Source organism: Stenotrophomonas sp. GbtcB23 (assembly GCF_019091045.1).
GTDB classification, from domain to species: Bacteria; Pseudomonadota; Gammaproteobacteria; order Xanthomonadales; family Xanthomonadaceae; genus Stenotrophomonas; species Stenotrophomonas rhizophila_A.
In genome coordinates this window covers 21,722-37,770 of record NZ_JAGXKC010000009.1, presented here as the reverse complement: position 1 = coordinate 37,770, position 16,049 = coordinate 21,722, and the positions used below count along the sequence as shown (strand labels likewise).

The 16,049-nt window shown below is 67.8% G+C and carries 13 protein-coding genes; all 13 read left to right on the top strand.

Going from position 1 to position 16,049, the window contains the following annotated elements; genetic code table 11:
- The first annotated feature begins 1 nt into the window (after position 1).
- The 13 genes from KVS69_RS05650 (at position 2) to KVS69_RS05590 (ending at position 15,974) form a co-directional block, all read left to right on the top strand.
- Positions 2 to 1,834: a chemotaxis protein CheA gene (locus KVS69_RS05650; RefSeq protein ID WP_217537449.1), complete on the top strand. Its 1,833-nt coding sequence runs from the start codon at positions 2 to 4 to the stop codon at positions 1,832 to 1,834.
- Positions 1,835 to 1,947: 113 nt separating this feature from the next.
- The gene (locus KVS69_RS05645; protein ID WP_068851628.1) at positions 1,948 to 2,688 is read left to right on the top strand and encodes a flagellar motor protein; all 741 of its coding nucleotides are present in this window, start codon (positions 1,948 to 1,950) and stop codon (positions 2,686 to 2,688) included.
- Between the two features lies 1 nt (position 2,689).
- Entirely contained in the window at positions 2,690 to 3,682 is a 993-nt protein-coding gene (gene motD, locus KVS69_RS05640; protein ID WP_068851625.1) for a flagellar motor protein MotD, read from the top strand.
- A 4-nt stretch (positions 3,683 to 3,686) separates the two neighbouring features.
- Positions 3,687 to 4,469: a ParA family protein gene (locus KVS69_RS05635; protein WP_217537448.1), complete on the top strand. Its 783-nt coding sequence runs from the start codon at positions 3,687 to 3,689 to the stop codon at positions 4,467 to 4,469.
- Positions 4,466 to 5,476, top strand: coding sequence for a chemotaxis protein CheW (locus tag KVS69_RS05630; protein ID WP_217537447.1), 1,011 nt, complete (start codon positions 4,466 to 4,468; stop codon positions 5,474 to 5,476). The genes KVS69_RS05635 and KVS69_RS05630 overlap by 4 nt, the downstream gene beginning before the upstream one ends.
- A gap of 171 nt (positions 5,477 to 5,647) precedes the next feature.
- On the top strand, positions 5,648 to 5,956 hold the full coding sequence (locus KVS69_RS05625; RefSeq protein ID WP_068851616.1) for an STAS domain-containing protein: 309 nt from the start codon (positions 5,648 to 5,650) through the stop codon (positions 5,954 to 5,956).
- Positions 5,953 to 6,318 (top strand): response regulator, encoded by a 366-nt coding sequence (locus KVS69_RS05620; RefSeq protein WP_038688521.1) that lies wholly within the window; start codon positions 5,953 to 5,955, stop codon positions 6,316 to 6,318. Before KVS69_RS05625 ends, KVS69_RS05620 begins: the two co-directional genes overlap by 4 nt.
- Before the next feature lie 48 nt (positions 6,319 to 6,366).
- Complete coding sequence (locus KVS69_RS05615; RefSeq protein ID WP_217537446.1) at positions 6,367 to 8,334, top strand: chemotaxis protein CheA; 1,968 nt, start codon at positions 6,367 to 6,369, stop codon at positions 8,332 to 8,334.
- Positions 8,335 to 8,922: 588 nt separating this feature from the next.
- Positions 8,923 to 11,157 carry a methyl-accepting chemotaxis protein gene (locus KVS69_RS05610; RefSeq protein ID WP_217537445.1) on the top strand — a complete coding sequence of 745 codons (2,235 nt, stop codon included), beginning with the start codon at positions 8,923 to 8,925 and terminating at the stop codon, positions 11,155 to 11,157.
- A 168-nt stretch (positions 11,158 to 11,325) separates the two neighbouring features.
- Positions 11,326 to 12,105 (top strand): flagellar brake protein, encoded by a 780-nt coding sequence (locus tag KVS69_RS05605; RefSeq protein ID WP_217537444.1) that lies wholly within the window; start codon positions 11,326 to 11,328, stop codon positions 12,103 to 12,105.
- A 385-nt stretch (positions 12,106 to 12,490) separates the two neighbouring features.
- The gene (locus KVS69_RS05600) at positions 12,491 to 12,982 is read left to right on the top strand and encodes a chemotaxis protein CheW (protein ID WP_068851606.1); all 492 of its coding nucleotides are present in this window, start codon (positions 12,491 to 12,493) and stop codon (positions 12,980 to 12,982) included.
- Between the two features lie 147 nt (positions 12,983 to 13,129).
- On the top strand, positions 13,130 to 13,513 hold the full coding sequence (locus tag KVS69_RS05595) for a hypothetical protein (RefSeq protein WP_068851603.1): 384 nt from the start codon (positions 13,130 to 13,132) through the stop codon (positions 13,511 to 13,513).
- Positions 13,514 to 13,607: 94 nt separating this feature from the next.
- Positions 13,608 to 15,974 (top strand): methyl-accepting chemotaxis protein, encoded by a 2,367-nt coding sequence (locus KVS69_RS05590; RefSeq protein ID WP_217537443.1) that lies wholly within the window; start codon positions 13,608 to 13,610, stop codon positions 15,972 to 15,974.
- The last annotated feature ends 75 nt before the right edge of the window (positions 15,975 to 16,049 follow it).

Genomic DNA, 16,049 nt, shown 5'->3' with positions numbered 1-16,049 from the left:
CATGAGTGCTGTTCCAGACGACATTGCTGCAGACTTCATCCTCGAGGCCCAGGAGATCCTGGATCGCCTCGGCGAACAGCTGGTGTCGCTGGAGCAGTCGCCCCAGGACAGCGACCAGCTCAACGCGGTGTTCCGCGGTTTCCACACGCTCAAGGGCGGTGCCGGCTTCCTGGGCATCCAGGCCATGGTCGAGCTGTGCCACGCCGCCGAAGAAACCCTTGGCATGGCCCGCTCGGGCCAGGCCGTGCTGCAGGCCCACCATTTCGACGCCGGCCAGCAATCGCTGGATTACCTGCAGTCGATGCTGGATTCGGTGGCCGCCGGCACCGAGCCGGGCTATGCCCCGCCGGAACTGATCGCGCAGTTCGACGTCAACGGACCGGCCACGCCGGCACCGGCCGCGACGGCGGCCGCCTCCAGCGGCGACCTGATCACCGACGATGAATTCGAAGCCCTGCTGGATACCCTGCACGGCGGCGCGGCTCCCACTGCCGTGGCGAAAAAGAACGACGATGACCTGATCGGCGAAGACGAATTCGAAGCCCTGCTCGACCAGCTGCATGGCGGCGCCGCTCCCGGCGCGCAGAGCGTGGCCGCAGCGGCCCCCGCCCCGGCCATCGCGCCGCGCCCGGTCGCCGCCCCGGCCCCGGCCAAGCCGGCCGCCAACAAGCCGGTGGCCGAAGCCGAACACACCGTGCGCGTGGATACCAAGCGCCTGGATGCCATCGTCAACCTGATCGGCGAACTGGTGCTGTCGCGCAACCGGCTCAAGACCCTGCGTGCGCGCCTGCACGACGAAGAACTGGACCGCGCCGTGTCCACGCTGGATATCGCCACCGCGCGCCTGCAGTCGGCGGTGATGCGCACCCGCATGCAGCCGGTGGGCAAGGTGTTCTCACGCTTCCCCAAGGTCGCCCGCGACGTGGCCCGCAACCTGAAGAAGGAAGTGGAGCTGGAACTGATCGGGGCGGAAACCGAACTGGACCGCAACCTGGTCGAAGCCCTGGCCGACCCGCTGGTGCACCTGGTGCGCAACGCGATCGACCACGGCATTGAAATGCCCGAGCTGCGCGAAGCCCAGGGCAAGACCCGCAGCGGCAACGTACGCCTGTCCGCGCAGCAGGAAGGCGACTACGTCAGCATTGAAGTGCAGGACGACGGCGCCGGCATCGACCCCGAGCGCCTGCGCGCCAAGGCCCGCGAAAAGGGCCTGATCGATCCCGAAGCCGCCGCCCGCCTGACCAGCGAGGAATGCCTGCACCTGGTGTTCCTGCCCGGCTTCTCGACCAAGCAGGAAGTCACCGATATCTCCGGTCGTGGCGTCGGCATGGACGTGGTGCAGTCGCGCATCCGCGAGCTCAGCGGCCAGATCCAGATCCAGTCCGAACTGGGCCGTGGCAGCCGCTTCATGATCCGCGTTCCGCTCACCCTGGCGATCCTGCCGACCCTGCTGGTGCAAGCCGGCGAGGACGTCTACGCACTGCCGCTGGCACGCGTGATGGAAGTGCTGCACGCGCCGAACACCTCGCTGGGCTGGTTCGACGGCCGCGCCGTGCTCGACCGCAGGACCCACACCCTGCCGCTGGTGGACCTGCGCCACTGGCTGGATGTGGATCCGGCGCCCTCGCCCCTGCTCACCATCGTGGTGCTGCAGGCCGGCGAAGCCCGCTTCGGGCTGGTGGTGGACCAGGTGCGTGGCCGCGAGGAAGTGGTGATCAAGCCGCTGCCCAAGGCCCTGCGCGGCCTGCGCGGCTACGCCGGCGCCACCCTGATCGGCGACGGCCGCATGTCGCTGATCCTCGACGTGGACGGCCTGCGCACCCCGCACGATTGATCCAGGGCCACCGCATCGACGGGTGCTCCCAACGCGTAGAGCCACGCCATGCTGGCTGAACCGCCGATAGCCCCACAACTCAAGTCCCCCCCAAGCAAGCCGATATCGGACAAATGGACAGACTCAGCCTCATTGGACTTTTCCTCGCCCTGGCCTCGCTGGTCGGCGGCAGCATCCTCAAGGGTGCCGGGCTGGCGTCGCTGTGGTCCCCTGCCGCCTTCGTGATCGTCATCGTCGGCACGCTGGCCGCCATCCTGCTGCACACCTCGCCGGCCGTGTTCAAGCACGCCTTCAAGATCGTGCGCTGGGTCGTGCGCCCGCCAGCCAGCGACCGTGCCGAACTGATCCGCCAGATCGTGGAATGGAGCAACATCGCCCGCCGCCAGGGCCTGCTCGGCCTGGAAGCCCAGGTCGACGCCCAGGACGACCCGTTCCTGCGCAAGGGCCTGCAGCTGCTGGTGGACGGCGTGGAACCGGAAACCATCCGGCACATGATGGAAATCGAACTGGGCAGCCAGGAAAGCCAGGACCTGGCCGCCTCCAAGGTGTTCGAAGGCATGGGCATCTACGCGCCCACGCTGGGCATCATCGGCGCCGTGCTCGGCCTGATCGCGGTGATGAAGAACCTGGCCGACCCGAGCAAGCTCGGCCACGGCATCGCCGCTGCGTTTACCGCCACCATCTACGGCATCGCCTCGGCCAACCTGTTGTTCCTGCCGGTGTCGGCCAAGCTCAAGAGCGTGATCCACCACAACAGCCGCGACCGCGAAATGATCATCGAAGGCCTGATCTCGATTGCCCAGGGCGAGAACCCGCGCAACATCGAGACCAACCTGTCGGGGTTCCTGCACTGACATGGCCCGCCGCAAAGCCCACGAAGAGCATGCCAACCATGAGGCTTGGGCGATTCCCTACGCCGACCTCATGACGCTGCTGCTTGCCTTCTTCGTGGTCATGTACGCCATCTCCTCGCTCAACGAAGGCAAGTACCGGGTCATGGCCGACGCGCTGACCACCGCCTTCGGTGGCGCGCCGCGCACCATCAACCCGGTGCAGGTCGGCAACCAGCAGGTGCAGGGCGGCGGCTGGGACAGCCCCTCGGTGATCAAGGCGGGCAACCGCGTTGGCCCGTCGGCACCGTCGCCCAGCAACGACCCCACCCTGCTGCCGGCGATGGCCTCGCAGATGCGCATGCCGGTGTCGGTGCACAACCAGCAACAGCTGCAGGCTGCAGAGCGCCAGCTCAACAGCATCGCCGACCGCCTCACCGCGACGCTGGCACCGCTGATCGACCGCGGCATGATCACCGTGCGCCGCACCGAGCTGTGGATCGAGGTGGAGATCAACAGCGACATCCTGTTCACCACCGGCTCGGCCACGCTCGACGTGCACGCACGCGACACCCTGTCTTCGCTGGCCCAGGTGTTGCACGACGCGCCCAACGGCGTGCGCGTGGAAGGCCACACCGATGATGTGCCGATCGCCACCGCGCTGTTCCCGTCCAACTGGGAACTGTCGGCCGCGCGTGCGGCCAGCGTGGTGCACCTGTTCGCCGACCAGGGCGTGCAGCCGGCGCGGCTGGCGATGGTCGGCTATGGCCAGTTCCGCCCGCGCGAAGACAACACCAGCGCGCAGGGCCGCAACCGCAACCGCCGGGTGATGGTCATCATCCTGGCCGACACCGCGCAGGGCACGGACCCGCTGGGCCCGCAGCTCACCGCCGAAACCGGCACCGCGCCGGCGCCGGCCACGCCCTCCCCCGTTTCCCCCCTCGCCCCGGTGCAGCTGCCACCGGTGCCGGCCGGCAGCCGCGTTGGCGCCGCCGTTCCCCCTGCAATGAAGGAGTAAGCCGATGCGTATCTGGGCAATCGCCAACCAGAAGGGCGGCGTGGGCAAGACCACCACCACCCTCGCGCTCGGCCGCGGCCTGGCCGCCCTGGGCCACCGCGTGCTGCTGATCGACCTCGATCCGCACTCCTCGCTGACCCGCGCCTTCGGCGTGCCGCTGGATCCGCCGCCGGCCGGCGTACTGGAGCTGTTCGGCACCCCGCCTGCGGAACTGAGCAGCCTGGCCCATGGCAGCCAGGTGCCTGGCCTGGACTTCATCTGCGCGCAGGCCGCGCTGGCCACGCTGGAACGGCGCAGCGCCAACCAGCCCGGCCTGGGCCTGGCCCTGCAGCACGCGATGGCCCGCCACCAGGGCCAGCACGACTACATCCTGCTCGACTGCGCGCCCACGCTGGGCCTGCTGATGATCAACGCGCTTGCCGCGGCCGACCGCCTGATCATTCCGACCCAGGCCGAGCCGCTGGCCCTGCACGGCCTGGATGGCATGGTGCGGACCGGCGAGATGGTCGAGCGTTCGCGCCGCCGCCCGCTGCCGATGTCGATCCTGCCGACCCTGTTCGACCGCCGCACCCGCGCCGGCAACGAAACCGTCAAGCAGATGCAGGACCGCCACGGCCACCGCGTGTGGGAAGACGCCATTCCGGTGGACACGCGCATCTGCAACGCCGCCAGCCTGACCGTGCCGGCGACCTCCGACGACTACCCGGGCCGTGGCCTGGCCGCGTACCGGCGTGCGCTGGAGTGGATCCTGGCCGACGACGCGCTGCAGATGGAGCGCGCGGCATGAACAGCACCGGCGTACTCGACGACTATCTCGAGGAACTGCTGGGCGATGCCGTTCCGGTGACTGCGGTGACGACCATCGACACGGAAGACGCCAGCGGCGCACCTGCCTTCGACACCCCGACCTCACCGGGCGCACCCGCCGCCATGGCGTTGCTGGACGAACTGATGAACGACCCGGCACTGGGTCCCGTGGTGGAGGCTGCTGCTCCAGCGGCGGAGTTTGATACGCCCACCTCACCGGGCGCGCCGGCCCACCTGGCCCTGCTGGACGAACTGCTCAACGACCCGGCCCTGGGCCCGGTCGAGGTGGCCGCTACACCGGACGCCTCGCGCCCCAGTTGGGACGATCTGCCAGCGGAAGCGCTCCACGACACCGTGGCGGCGCCCGTGCGCGCAGCGGTCCCGGTCGCTGCCCCGGCACCGGTCGCCCGCACTGCACCGCCGCCGCCCCCACCCGTGGCCGCACCGCGCCCCGCGGCACCCGCTCCCGTTCCCGCCCCCTCCGGCCGCCCCAGCAGCTGGCAGGAGCTGCAGGCCCAGGCCCGCAACCCGGCCTCCAGCCCCCGCGGCGATAGCCGCGCCGCCGAGCGCACCTCGCGCTGGCTGCGCCTGCGCTGCGGCCCCCAGGCCTACGCGCTGGAGCTGCTGAAGGTGCAGGAGGTGGTGCTGCCGGTACCGCTGCTGCCGCTGCGCGGCACCCCGTCGGCGATGCTGGGCATCATGAACCTGCGCGGCCAGGTGGTGCCGGTGATGGACCTGGGCATCCACCTGGGCACCGGTCCCGCCAGCGACGACGCCAACACCCGCATCGTGGTGCTGGAAGAGGACGGCGAGACCATGGGCCTGCGCGTATCGGCCGTGGAAGACGTGGCCAACCTCACCGATTCGCAGATCGAACCGCCCGATACCGCGCGCATCTGCCAGATTTCCAACGACCTGTTCCGCGGCGTGGCGCGGGTCACGGCCCAGCCGATGATTCTCTTGGATGCCACGCAGCTGTTGAATTAGGAATGTGGCCGGCCGTGCGTGGGACACGCATGGCGTGTCGCTACATCGCGGCGGCGTAGGGACACGCCATGCGTGTCCGCGGGATGTCCGTCGGCATCGGAACAACGCCCACCCTAAAGGTTTCCAGAAATACGCCGTTATAGACCTCGGAACCGTTTGTCCGGAGCAACGATGAGCACTGTGGCCCTGGGTGATGATCTCGGAATCGAGACCAGCACCGAGCTCAAAACACGCCTGGCCCCCTTGGTGGACCAGGGCGGCGACCTGACGCTGGATGCCAGCCAGGTGGGCCGTATCCATACCGCGTCGGTGCAGGTCCTGTGCGCGTTCGTCGAGGCCCGCCGCCTGGCTGGCCACCCGACCGCGTTCGACGGCTGCACGGCCACCTTCCGCGATGCCGCGCGCCTGCTCGGTGTCACCCAGGCCCTGGGCCTGGACGCAACCCATGACAACCTGAAATCTGTGGAGAACGCCGCATGAGCGCACGTATCTTGGTGGTGGACGATTCGGCGTCAATGCGCCAGATGGTTTCCTTCGCCCTCACCTCGGCCGGCTTTTCCGTCGAGGAAGCCGAAGACGGCGCCGTCGCCCTGGGCCGGGCCAAGGGCCAGCGCTTCAACGCGGTGGTGACCGACGTGAACATGCCGAACATGGACGGCATCTCGCTGATCCGCGAGCTGCGCCAGCTGCCGGACTACAAGTTCACCCCGATGCTGATGCTGACCACCGAATCGGCCGCCGACAAGAAATCCGAAGGCAAGGCGGCTGGTGCAACCGGCTGGCTGGTCAAGCCGTTCAACCCGGAACAGCTGGTCGCGACCGTCCAGAAAGTCCTGGGCTGATCCCCACCCGCCTTCCCCTCCCCCTTTGGTAACCGGACCCGAACGCCCATGAGCATGGACCTGCAACGCTTCCACGCCACCTTCTTCGAGGAAAGCCGCGAGGGCCTGGACGCGATGGAAGCGGGCCTGCTGGCACTGGAATCGGGCCAGCAGGATCCGGAAATCATCAACTCGGTGTTCCGCGCCGCGCACTCCATCAAGGGCGGCGCCGGCACCTTCGGCTTCGACGCCATCGCCGCGCTGACCCACGTGCTGGAAACGCTGCTGGACGAACTGCGCGCCGGCAAGCGCGCGCTGGAAGCGGCGGCCGTGGATGCCATGCTGTCGTCGGTGGACGTGCTGCGCGCCCTGCTGCGCGAAGCCGAACACGGCCAGCCGGCCGATCCGCAGGCGGTGGCCGCGGTCAAGGCACGCCTGGAAGCGGTGCTGTCCGGCCAGGCGCCGAGCGCCGCCGCGCCGGCTGCCGCCAAGGTCGATGACACCCCTGAAGCGTGGCAGATCGGTTTCGTGCCGGCGCCATCGCTGTTCATGAGCGGCAACGATCCGCTGCGCATCATCCGCGAACTGGAACACCTGGGCTCGCTGCAGGTCGCCGCGCGACTGGAACGCCTGCCCGGCTTCGACCAGCTCGACCCGCTCGAAGCCCACCTGGCATGGGACCTGGGCCTGGTCGGCAAGGTGCCGCGCAGCAAGATCGAAGACACCTTCGCCTGGGTCGTGGACGACTGCGAACTGGACATCCGTCCGGCCGCACCGCCGAGCCTGGCCACCAGCGCCCCCGCCGCCGCGCCAGCTGCCCCCGTGGCAGCGCCTGCCGCCGCAGCCGCACCGGCCGCCACCAGCGAAGCGGAAACCTCCATCCGCGTCGCCGTGGAAAAGGTCGATGCGCTGATCAACCTGGTCGGCGAACTGGTCATCACCCAGGCCATGCTCAAGCAGGTCTCGCACGCCCTGGACCCGGTACATGCCGAGCAGCTGTTCGCCGGCCTGGACCTGCTGGAACGCAACACCCGCGACCTGCAGGAAGCGGTGATCGGGGTGCGCATGCTGCCGGTGGATGCGGTGTTCCGCCGTTTCCCGCGCCTGGTCCGCGATCTCTCCTCGCGCCTGGGCAAGCACGTGCGCCTGCGCACCATCGGCGAAGGCACCGAGCTGGACAAGGGCCTGATCGAAAAGATCGCCGATCCGCTGGTGCACCTGGTGCGCAACTCGATCGACCACGGCCTGGAAATGCCCGACGTCCGCCGCGACGCCGGCAAGGACGAAACCGGGACCATTACCCTGGCGGCATCGCACCAGGGTGGTCACATCGTCATCGAAGTCAGCGATGACGGCCGTGGCCTGAACCGCGACAAGATCCTGGCCAAGGCGCTCGAACGCGGCCTGGCCGTGCCGGACAACCCCACCGACGCCCAGGTCTGGGACCTGATCTTCCAGCCCGGCTTCTCCACCGCCGATGCCGTCACGGATCTGTCCGGTCGTGGCGTGGGCATGGACGTGGTCCGCCGCAACATCCAGGCGCTGGGTGGCGAAGTGCAGCTGGAAAGCAGGGCCGGCAATGGCACCCGCGTGCTGATCCGCCTACCGCTCACCCTGGCCATCCTCGACGGCATGACCGTGGCGGTGGCGGGCGAAACCGTGATCCTGCCGCTGGCATACGTGCTGGAAGCACTGCAGCCGCAGCCGGAAGACGTGCGTTCGATGGCCGGCGAAGGCCGTGTGCTGCGCGTGCGTGGCGAGTACCTGCCGATCCTGTCGCTGAGCGAGTATTACGGCTTCGGCCGCCGCACCTCCGATGATTCGCTGGTGGTGGTGGTGGAAGGCGATGGCCAGAAGATCGCGCTGGAAGTGGACGAACTGGTCGGCCAGCAGCAGGTGGTGGTCAAGAACATCGAGAACAACTACCGGCGTATCAGCGGCGTGTCCGGTGCGACCATTCTCGGCGACGGCCGCGTTGCGCTGATCGTGGATATCGGTGGCCTGGTGCGTTCGCTGCGGGTTCCGCAGGCGGCGTAAGCGTCCCTGGCTCTGCCGGCTCGAAACGCCCCCGTTTGGTGACGGGGGCGTTTTTCGTTCTGGACGCCTGATGGGTGGCTTCGGTTTGCTCTAAACGTTGGACCCACGACGGCAACCGTTCGGACGTGGGCTTCGGATGCTTGGGCCGCGCTGCGCGCGGTGTCCGGCCAACGGCCGGGGCTACGAATTGTTACGGGCCCATCCAGATCATGATCAATCAACCAGAAGCGGTAGCCCCGGCCGTTGGCCGGATGCTCTTCATTCCGGCGGCATGAACGTTTGATGGAAAACCGTGATGTCCGTCGGACGCGATACGGCTGCGTATCGGTGACCCATTCGCCACCGCATGGCAAACCCATTGGTATTGCTTGCTTTCGCAACCATCGACCGCAACCCGCGCCGCTGCGTGGGCCGCGAAAAAATGTGACATCGCGCACTCAAGAAACCGCCCCGCGCCGCCGTTATCCGCAATAGCGATGACACATTCATCGCCAGCCTGACGCCCTACCGCTTCGCCGCCTTCGCCCCTTGCCCTTCCGCCCAGCGTTCCCACGGCTGTGCGCCCCTGCCCTGCCCGGAGTTTCCCGCATGAAGTGGTTCCATGATCTGCCCATCAGCCGCAAACTCGCGGTCGGGTTCGCCCTCACCACCCTGATGACGATCGCGCTGGGCGTCTTCGCCCTGGTGCGCCTGAACAGCCTCAACGCCGAACTCGCCGCGATGGCGAGCAACGACATTCCGTCCGTGCAGCACCTGGGCGAAGTCCGCGCGCAGCTGGGTGAGTTCCGCACCTTTGAACTGGCCCAGCTGAGCATGCTGGACCAGCCGGACAAGGTCGCCGACTACAACAAGCGCATGGATGCCACCGCCAAGACCGTGCGCGACGAGCTGGGCGCCTACGCCGCCCTGCCCGCCGGCGAGAAGGAGAAGGGCCTCTACAGCAAAGTCGCCGCTGACCTCGAGGCCTACTTCGCCGCCAACGCCGAGATGCGCGCGGCCGTCGCCGCCGCCGATGGCGTACTGGCCCAGCAGATCTCCGATGAGAAGTCGCGCCCAGCGCGCCGCAAGATGTTCGACGACCTCAAGGAGCTCGGCGCCTTCAGCAGCGGCCTGATGCAGGCGAAGATCGCCGACGCCAATGCCACCCACCACAGCAGCGTGGTGGCCATCATCACCAGCATCGTGCTGCTGTCGCTGCTCGCCGTGGCGATGGGCGTGGTGATCTCGCGCGCGGTGACCCGGCCGATCCGCCAGGCCATGCAGGCCATCCAGGCGGTCGCCCGTGGCGACCTGACGGTGAACATCGCCCCCAGCACTACCGCCGACGAAGCCGGCCGTATGCTGGCGGCCACCCGCGACATGACCCTGATGCTGCGCCGCTACTCCAGCGAAACCCAGCAGATGGTGGAAATGCACGCCGGCCCGGACATCAGCCACCGCATTCCGGAAGACTTCCCGGGCGTGTACGGCCAGCTGGCCGTGGGCGTGAACACCGTGATCTTCGAGCACCTGGACTCGATCAAGGACGCCATCAACGTGCTCAACCAGTACGCGGCCGGCGACCTGTCGCAGAACGCGCGCCGCCTGCCGGGCACCCGCGCGATCCTGCATGAATCGATGGACGCGGCGAAGGCCAGCCTGCTGGCGATCAACACCCAGATCCAGACCCTGGCCCAGGCTGCGGCCGCCGGCGACTTCAGCCAGCGCGGCGATGCACTGCGCTTCGACCACGACTTCCGGGTCATGATCGAGCACCTCAACACCATGATGGAAGTGGCCGACGGCAACCTGTCGCAGCTGTCGCACCTGCTGCAGGCCATCGCCAACGGCGATCTCACCGCACGCATGCAGGGCCAGTTCCACGGCGTGTTCGCAACCATGCGCGACGATGCCAACACCACCGTGGCCCAGCTGACCCAGATCGTCAGCCGCATCCAGCACGCCTCGGGCAGCATCAGCACCGCCGCCGGCGAAATCGCCTCGGGCAACAACGACCTGTCGCGCCGTACCGAACAGCAGGCCGCCAACCTGGAAGAAACCGCCGCCTCGATGGAGGAACTGACCTCCACCGTGCGCCAGAACGCCGAACACGCCCGCCAGGCCAACCAGCTCGCCATCGGCGCGCACTCGGTGGCCTCGCAGGGCGGCGAAGTGGTCGGCAAGGTGGTCAGCACCATGCACGAGATCGACGCCTCCTCGCGCCGCATCGCCGACATCATCACCGTCATCGACGGCATCGCGTTCCAGACCAACATCCTGGCCCTGAACGCGGCGGTGGAAGCCGCCCGCGCCGGCGAACAGGGCCGCGGCTTCGCCGTGGTCGCCTCCGAAGTACGCACCCTGGCCCAGCGCTCGGCCAGCGCCGCCAAGGAGATCAAGGGCCTGATCGACGAGTCGGTCGGCAAGGTCGCCGAGGGCTCGGCCCTGGTCAACCAGGCCGGTGCCACCATGGGCGAGATCGTGGCCTCGGTGCAGCGCGTGACCGACATCATGGCCGAGATCTCGGCCGCCTCGCAGGAACAGTCGGCCGGCATCGAGCAGGTCAACCAGACCGTGATGCAGATGGACGAAACCACCCAGCAGAACGCGGCGCTGGTTGAAGAAGCCACGGCCGCCGCCCGCTCCATGGAAGAACAGGCCGGCCACCTCACCGATGCGGTGTCGCTGTTCAAGCTCGAGGGCCAGGCGGCCCCGGTCGTCGCCGCTGCGCCGGCCACGCGCCACGCCGCCCCGGCTCGCCCGCGTGCCCAGGCCGCGCCGGTCCGCCGCGCGGCGGTGCGCGAACCCGTACTGGCCAACGAAGGCGACTGGCAGGAGTTCTGATCGTCGCCGCTGGACGCCCCTGACACCACCCCGCTGCGGCGGGGTGGTGCTTTTTGGCCGAACGTACCGCTACACACATTGGCCCTACATTATTGTGAACTGCTGCCGATAAACGGACAGAGACCTGATATCGCACGATATCCGTACCCGCCCAACGCAGCAGAGTCCATGTCCGAAGGCAGCCTTGACCCCCATGACGCATCCCATGCCGCCCATGATGACGGCACGGACGATCGTTACCTGGTCCGCAACCCCCGGCAGATCCGCCACCTGCTGCAGGCGCTGATCGACCAACGCTCGCTGATCAACGCGCACCTGGGCGGTCGCGACCAGTCCTTCCCGACCGCGATCCTGGAACTGGACGAAGACGACGACTGGCTGCTGCTCGACGGTAGCCCGTCAGAGCCGGCCAACCGCGCCGCCGAGGACGCCGGCCACCTGCTCTGCTTCGCGCAGCTGGACCGTGTCATGGTCCGCTTCCGGCTGGACCACCTGGAGCGCACCGGCGGCCACCGCCACGTCGCCTTCCGCGTGCCCTTCCCCACCGAGCTGGTGCACCTGCAGCGCCGCGAACTCTATCGGCTGGAAACCCCGTTCACCGACTCCCCGCACCTGCTGTTCCCGATCAACGAGGACCGCAGCGAAGCCCTGCACCTGCGCGTGGTGGACATCAGCGGCGGCGGCCTGGCCGTGACCGTGCCGGTGGACTGCAACGTCTTCAGCATCCAGAAGCGCTACGACGCCCGCCTGGACATGCCCGAAAGCGGCCCGCTGCAGATCTCGCTGATCGTCTGCAACCAGCTGGCGGTCAAGCTGCCCAGCGGCGTGGAAATGAAGCGCATCGGCATGCGTTTCGATGGCCTCCCGCGCGGCGGCGACAGCGCCATCCAGCGCTACATCTTCCGCATCGACCGCCAGCGCAGCGCCCGCAAGAACGGCGAGAGCTGAAAGCGGCGGCAGGTTCGTCGCGGCTACGGGCCGGCGCCTCATTGAAGGCAAAAGCGGTACCGACCAACGGTCGGTACCTACCGCTTTTTGCTGGCGCACCGACACGGCGTCAAAGGGTTGGCGGGGGTGGGTTGGCGGGACCGTAGAGCGCCATGGATGGCGCGAACGAGCCTACACGGACGTACTTGCGGCGTGTCCCGCCAACCCACCCCCGCCAGCCCAAGCCAGGGAAGCCCACAGACCCGACGCTGTTGCTGTTGCTGTTGCTGTTGCTGTTGCTGCTGTTGCTGTTGGCCTTGTGCCTCTAAAGTCGCGACATCCCAGGCCGATATCCAGCGTGACGCCCCGGTTTTCCGACCGCCACGCCCGACCCAGGATTCCTTCCATGAACGACAGCAACCCCAACGCCGCCAGCAGCGGTGGCGAGTACCTCAGCTTCACCCTCGGCGCCGAGCACTACGGCGTGGACATCCTCAAGGTGCAGGAAATCCGCGGCTACGACTCCGTCACCCGCGTGCCCGATGCCCCCGATTACATCAAGGGCGTGATCAACCTGCGCGGCACCATCGTTCCCGTCATCGACCTGCGCCTCAAGCTGCGCCTGGACGAAGCACGCTACGACGCCTTCACCGTCATGATCGTCCTCAACGTCGACAACCGCGTGGTCGGCATCGTCGTGGACAGCGTCTCCGACGTGATCCCGCTCAACGCCGACCAGATCCGCCCCACCCCCGAGTTCGGCGCCGCCGTCGATACCCGCTTCATCTCCGGCATCGGCACCCAGGACGATCGCATGCTGATCCTGCTCGACATCGAAACCCTGCTCGACAGCGCCGACATGGGCCAGCCGGCCGTTGTCGAAGACGCTGCCGCCTGATCCGGCCGCTGCGACAGATCGGAACGACTTTCGTTCAACAAAGTCCTTAAGTTGTGTCGCAACTGGCCGATAGCTGGATTCAGGAACCGGACGCGCGGCCCCGCCACGCCCCGGACCACTTATCCATATCCCCCGGAGAATCTCCCGATGAAGTCCCTGCTTGCTCTGCTTTCGGTCGCTGTCCTCGCCTCGTCCGCCTCGTCCGCTTTCGCCCAGTCGGCTGAAATGATCCCGCCGGAGCTGGCCGCGCGCGCCGTTGGCAAGGATGGCATGGTCTGCGGCAAGGTCGAAAAGGCCCGTTACGCCGAAGGTTCCGAAGGCCAGCCGACCTTCCTGTACATGGGCGGCGCCTTCCCGCGCCACACCTTCTCGGCCCGCATCGCCGGTGAGAACCGCGGCAAGTTCAGCTTCCCGCTGGAAACCCTGGAAGGCAAGACCGTCTGCGTGATCGGCAAGATCGCCCGCGACGCCTCGCGCGCTGAAATCGAAGTCAGCTCGCCGGCCGGCCTGAAGCTCGCCAACATCAAGTAATCGCCACACGCCCTGCCACGCCGGCCCAGGCCGGCGTGGCCGCTGCAACCGGGCGCCACGCCCGGACGCGTCTGCCACCGGAGAGTGCACCACCATGCAATGGATCAACAACCTCAAACTGATGCCGAAGTTGATGCTGACTTTCGGTGTAATCCTGCTGGTGATGCTGCTGCAGGGCGTGGTCGCCTATCGTGGCCTGCACTCCCTCAACAACGTGACCACCGAACTGGCCGGCAACCGGATGGAAAGCATCCGCATGGCCGGCGAAATGCGTGGCATGCTCGGTGAATACCGCAACTCGGCCTACCAGGGCCTGATCCGCGCCAGCGACGACGTCAAGGCCGAAGCCAAGACCCGCGCCGCCGACCTGCGCACCAAGATCGATGCTTCGATCAAGAAGTACCCCGCCCTGATCGACAGCCCGCAGCAGAAGAAGCTGTTCGACGCCTTCGCCAAGGACTGGAACGACTCGCTGGCCTCCTACGACTCGGTCACCGAGATGCTCGAGCTGGACCTGCCGGACGATGCCATCGACACCTTCGTCGGCGAAACCCGCACCAAGCACCTCAAGGCTTCTGCCGCCCTCGAGACCCTGATCGCCGAAGACAACCGCCTTGCCCGCGCCTCGCGCGAAGAGGCCGAAAGCACCTACGCCACCTCCGCCACCCTGACCATCATCGCCCTGCTCGGCGGTGCCGCCATGGGCCTGGTGCTGGTGTACCTGTTTGCCCGCTCGCTGGTCGGCAGCGTCCGTGGCGCCGTCTCGGTCGCCAACGAAGTGGCCGGTGGCAAGCTCGACGGCCATATCGACGTCACCCGCAAGGACGAAGTCGGCGACCTCATGCAGGCCATGCAGCGCATGCAGCGCGACCTGCGCGACCGCACCGAAACCGAACAGGCCGTGGCCCGCGAGAACCTGCGCATCCGTACCGCGCTGGATTACAGCTCCACCGGCGTGTACCTGACTGACAACAACCTCAACATCGTCTACGCCAACCGCGCGTTGGAGCAGACCCTGTCCCAGTACCAGGACGACCTGCGCCGCACCCTGCCGGACTTCGACGCCTCCGTTTCGCTGGTCGGCCGCCCGCTGACCGTGCTCGAACACCGCGGCGAAATGGACGCCAGCCTGCTGGCCAACCTCAAGCAGCACGGCGTGGCCCGCCGCGCCATGCAGTTCGGCGATGCCCAGTTCGCCCAGGTCGTGTCCACCATCCGCAACGAAGACGGCGAGAGCGTCGGCCACGTGGTCGAATGGCGTGACCGCACCCCCGAAGCGCTGGTCGAAGCCGAAGTGGCCCGCGTCATCGCCCAGGCCGCCGCCGGCGACCTGTCGGGCCGCATCAGCGCCGAAGGCAAGGATGGCTTCTTCCTGCAGCTGGCCCAGCAGATCAACGGCCTGCTCGACGCCAACGCCTCCAGCATCGAACAGATCTCCGGCCTGCTCACCGCGCTGTCGCAGGGCGACCTGACCGTGCGCATGCACGGCGACTTCGAAGGCGTGTTCGCCACCATGCGCGATGACGCCAACGCCACCGCCGAACAGCTCAGCGGCATCGTCACCCGCATCAAGCAGTCCAGCCAGGCCATCAGCTCGGCCGCCAGCGAAATCGCCACTGGCAACAGCGACCTGTCGCGCCGTACCGAACAGCAGGCCGCCAACCTGGAAGAAACCGCCGCCTCCATGGAGGAGCTGACCTCCACCGTGCGCCAGAACGCCGAGCACGCCCGCCAGGCCAACCAGCTTGCCATCGGCGCGCACACCGTCGCCTCGCAGGGCGGTGAAGTGGTCGGCCAGGTGGTCACTACCATGAGCGCGATCCAGACCTCGTCCAAGAAGATCGCCGAGATCATCTCGGTCATCGACGGCATCGCCTTCCAGACCAACATCCTGGCGCTGAACGCCGCGGTCGAAGCGGCCCGTGCCGGTGAACAGGGCCGTGGCTTCGCCGTGGTCGCCTCCGAAGTGCGCACCCTGGCCCAGCGTTCGGCCGGTGCGGCCAAGGAGATCAAGGGCCTGATCGACGACTCGGTCGGCAAGGTCAACGACGGTTCGGCGCTGGTGCACAAGGCCGGCGCCACCATGGGCGAAATCGTCGCCTCGGTGCAGCGCGTGACCGACATCATGGCCGAGATCTCTGCTGCCTCGCAGGAGCAGTCGGCCGGCATCGAGCAGGTCAACCAGACCGTGGTGCAGATGGACGAAACCACCCAGCAGAATGCCGCGCTGGTGGAAGAAGCCACTGCGGCCGCCCGCTCGATGGAAGAACAGGCCGGCCAGCTCAGCGACGCCGTGTCGATCTTCCGTCTCGACGAGCAGGACGTGGTGGCTGCCGCACCGGTGTTCGCACCAGCACCGCGCGCCGTGAGCCGCCCGGCCACCGCCCCGGCACCGTCGCGCAAGCCGAACGGCCGCGCGGTAGCCGCCGAGCTCGCCGAAGGCGACTGGCAGGAGTTCTAAGCCGCACCGCGCAGCGGCGCAGCGGTGGAATACGCAGGCCCCGATGCCCCGGCATCGGGGCCTTTCCATGTCTGA

What these genes read in the sequence shown, in the direction of transcription:
- KVS69_RS05650 (WP_217537449.1), top strand. Translation starts at nt 2, where the DNA reads ATGAGTGCTGTTCCAGACGACATTGCTGCAGACTTCATCCTCGAGGCC.
- KVS69_RS05645 (WP_068851628.1), top strand. Translation starts at nt 1,948, where the DNA reads ATGGACAGACTCAGCCTCATTGGACTTTTCCTCGCCCTGGCCTCGCTG.
- motD (WP_068851625.1), top strand. Translation starts at nt 2,690, where the DNA reads ATGGCCCGCCGCAAAGCCCACGAAGAGCATGCCAACCATGAGGCTTGG.
- KVS69_RS05635 (WP_217537448.1), top strand. Translation starts at nt 3,687, where the DNA reads ATGCGTATCTGGGCAATCGCCAACCAGAAGGGCGGCGTGGGCAAGACC.
- KVS69_RS05630 (WP_217537447.1), top strand. Translation starts at nt 4,466, where the DNA reads ATGAACAGCACCGGCGTACTCGACGACTATCTCGAGGAACTGCTGGGC.
- KVS69_RS05625 (WP_068851616.1), top strand. Translation starts at nt 5,648, where the DNA reads ATGAGCACTGTGGCCCTGGGTGATGATCTCGGAATCGAGACCAGCACC.
- KVS69_RS05620 (WP_038688521.1), top strand. Translation starts at nt 5,953, where the DNA reads ATGAGCGCACGTATCTTGGTGGTGGACGATTCGGCGTCAATGCGCCAG.
- KVS69_RS05615 (WP_217537446.1), top strand. Translation starts at nt 6,367, where the DNA reads ATGAGCATGGACCTGCAACGCTTCCACGCCACCTTCTTCGAGGAAAGC.
- KVS69_RS05610 (WP_217537445.1), top strand. Translation starts at nt 8,923, where the DNA reads ATGAAGTGGTTCCATGATCTGCCCATCAGCCGCAAACTCGCGGTCGGG.
- KVS69_RS05605 (WP_217537444.1), top strand. Translation starts at nt 11,326, where the DNA reads ATGTCCGAAGGCAGCCTTGACCCCCATGACGCATCCCATGCCGCCCAT.
- KVS69_RS05600 (WP_068851606.1), top strand. Translation starts at nt 12,491, where the DNA reads ATGAACGACAGCAACCCCAACGCCGCCAGCAGCGGTGGCGAGTACCTC.
- KVS69_RS05595 (WP_068851603.1), top strand. Translation starts at nt 13,130, where the DNA reads ATGAAGTCCCTGCTTGCTCTGCTTTCGGTCGCTGTCCTCGCCTCGTCC.
- KVS69_RS05590 (WP_217537443.1), top strand. Translation starts at nt 13,608, where the DNA reads ATGCAATGGATCAACAACCTCAAACTGATGCCGAAGTTGATGCTGACT.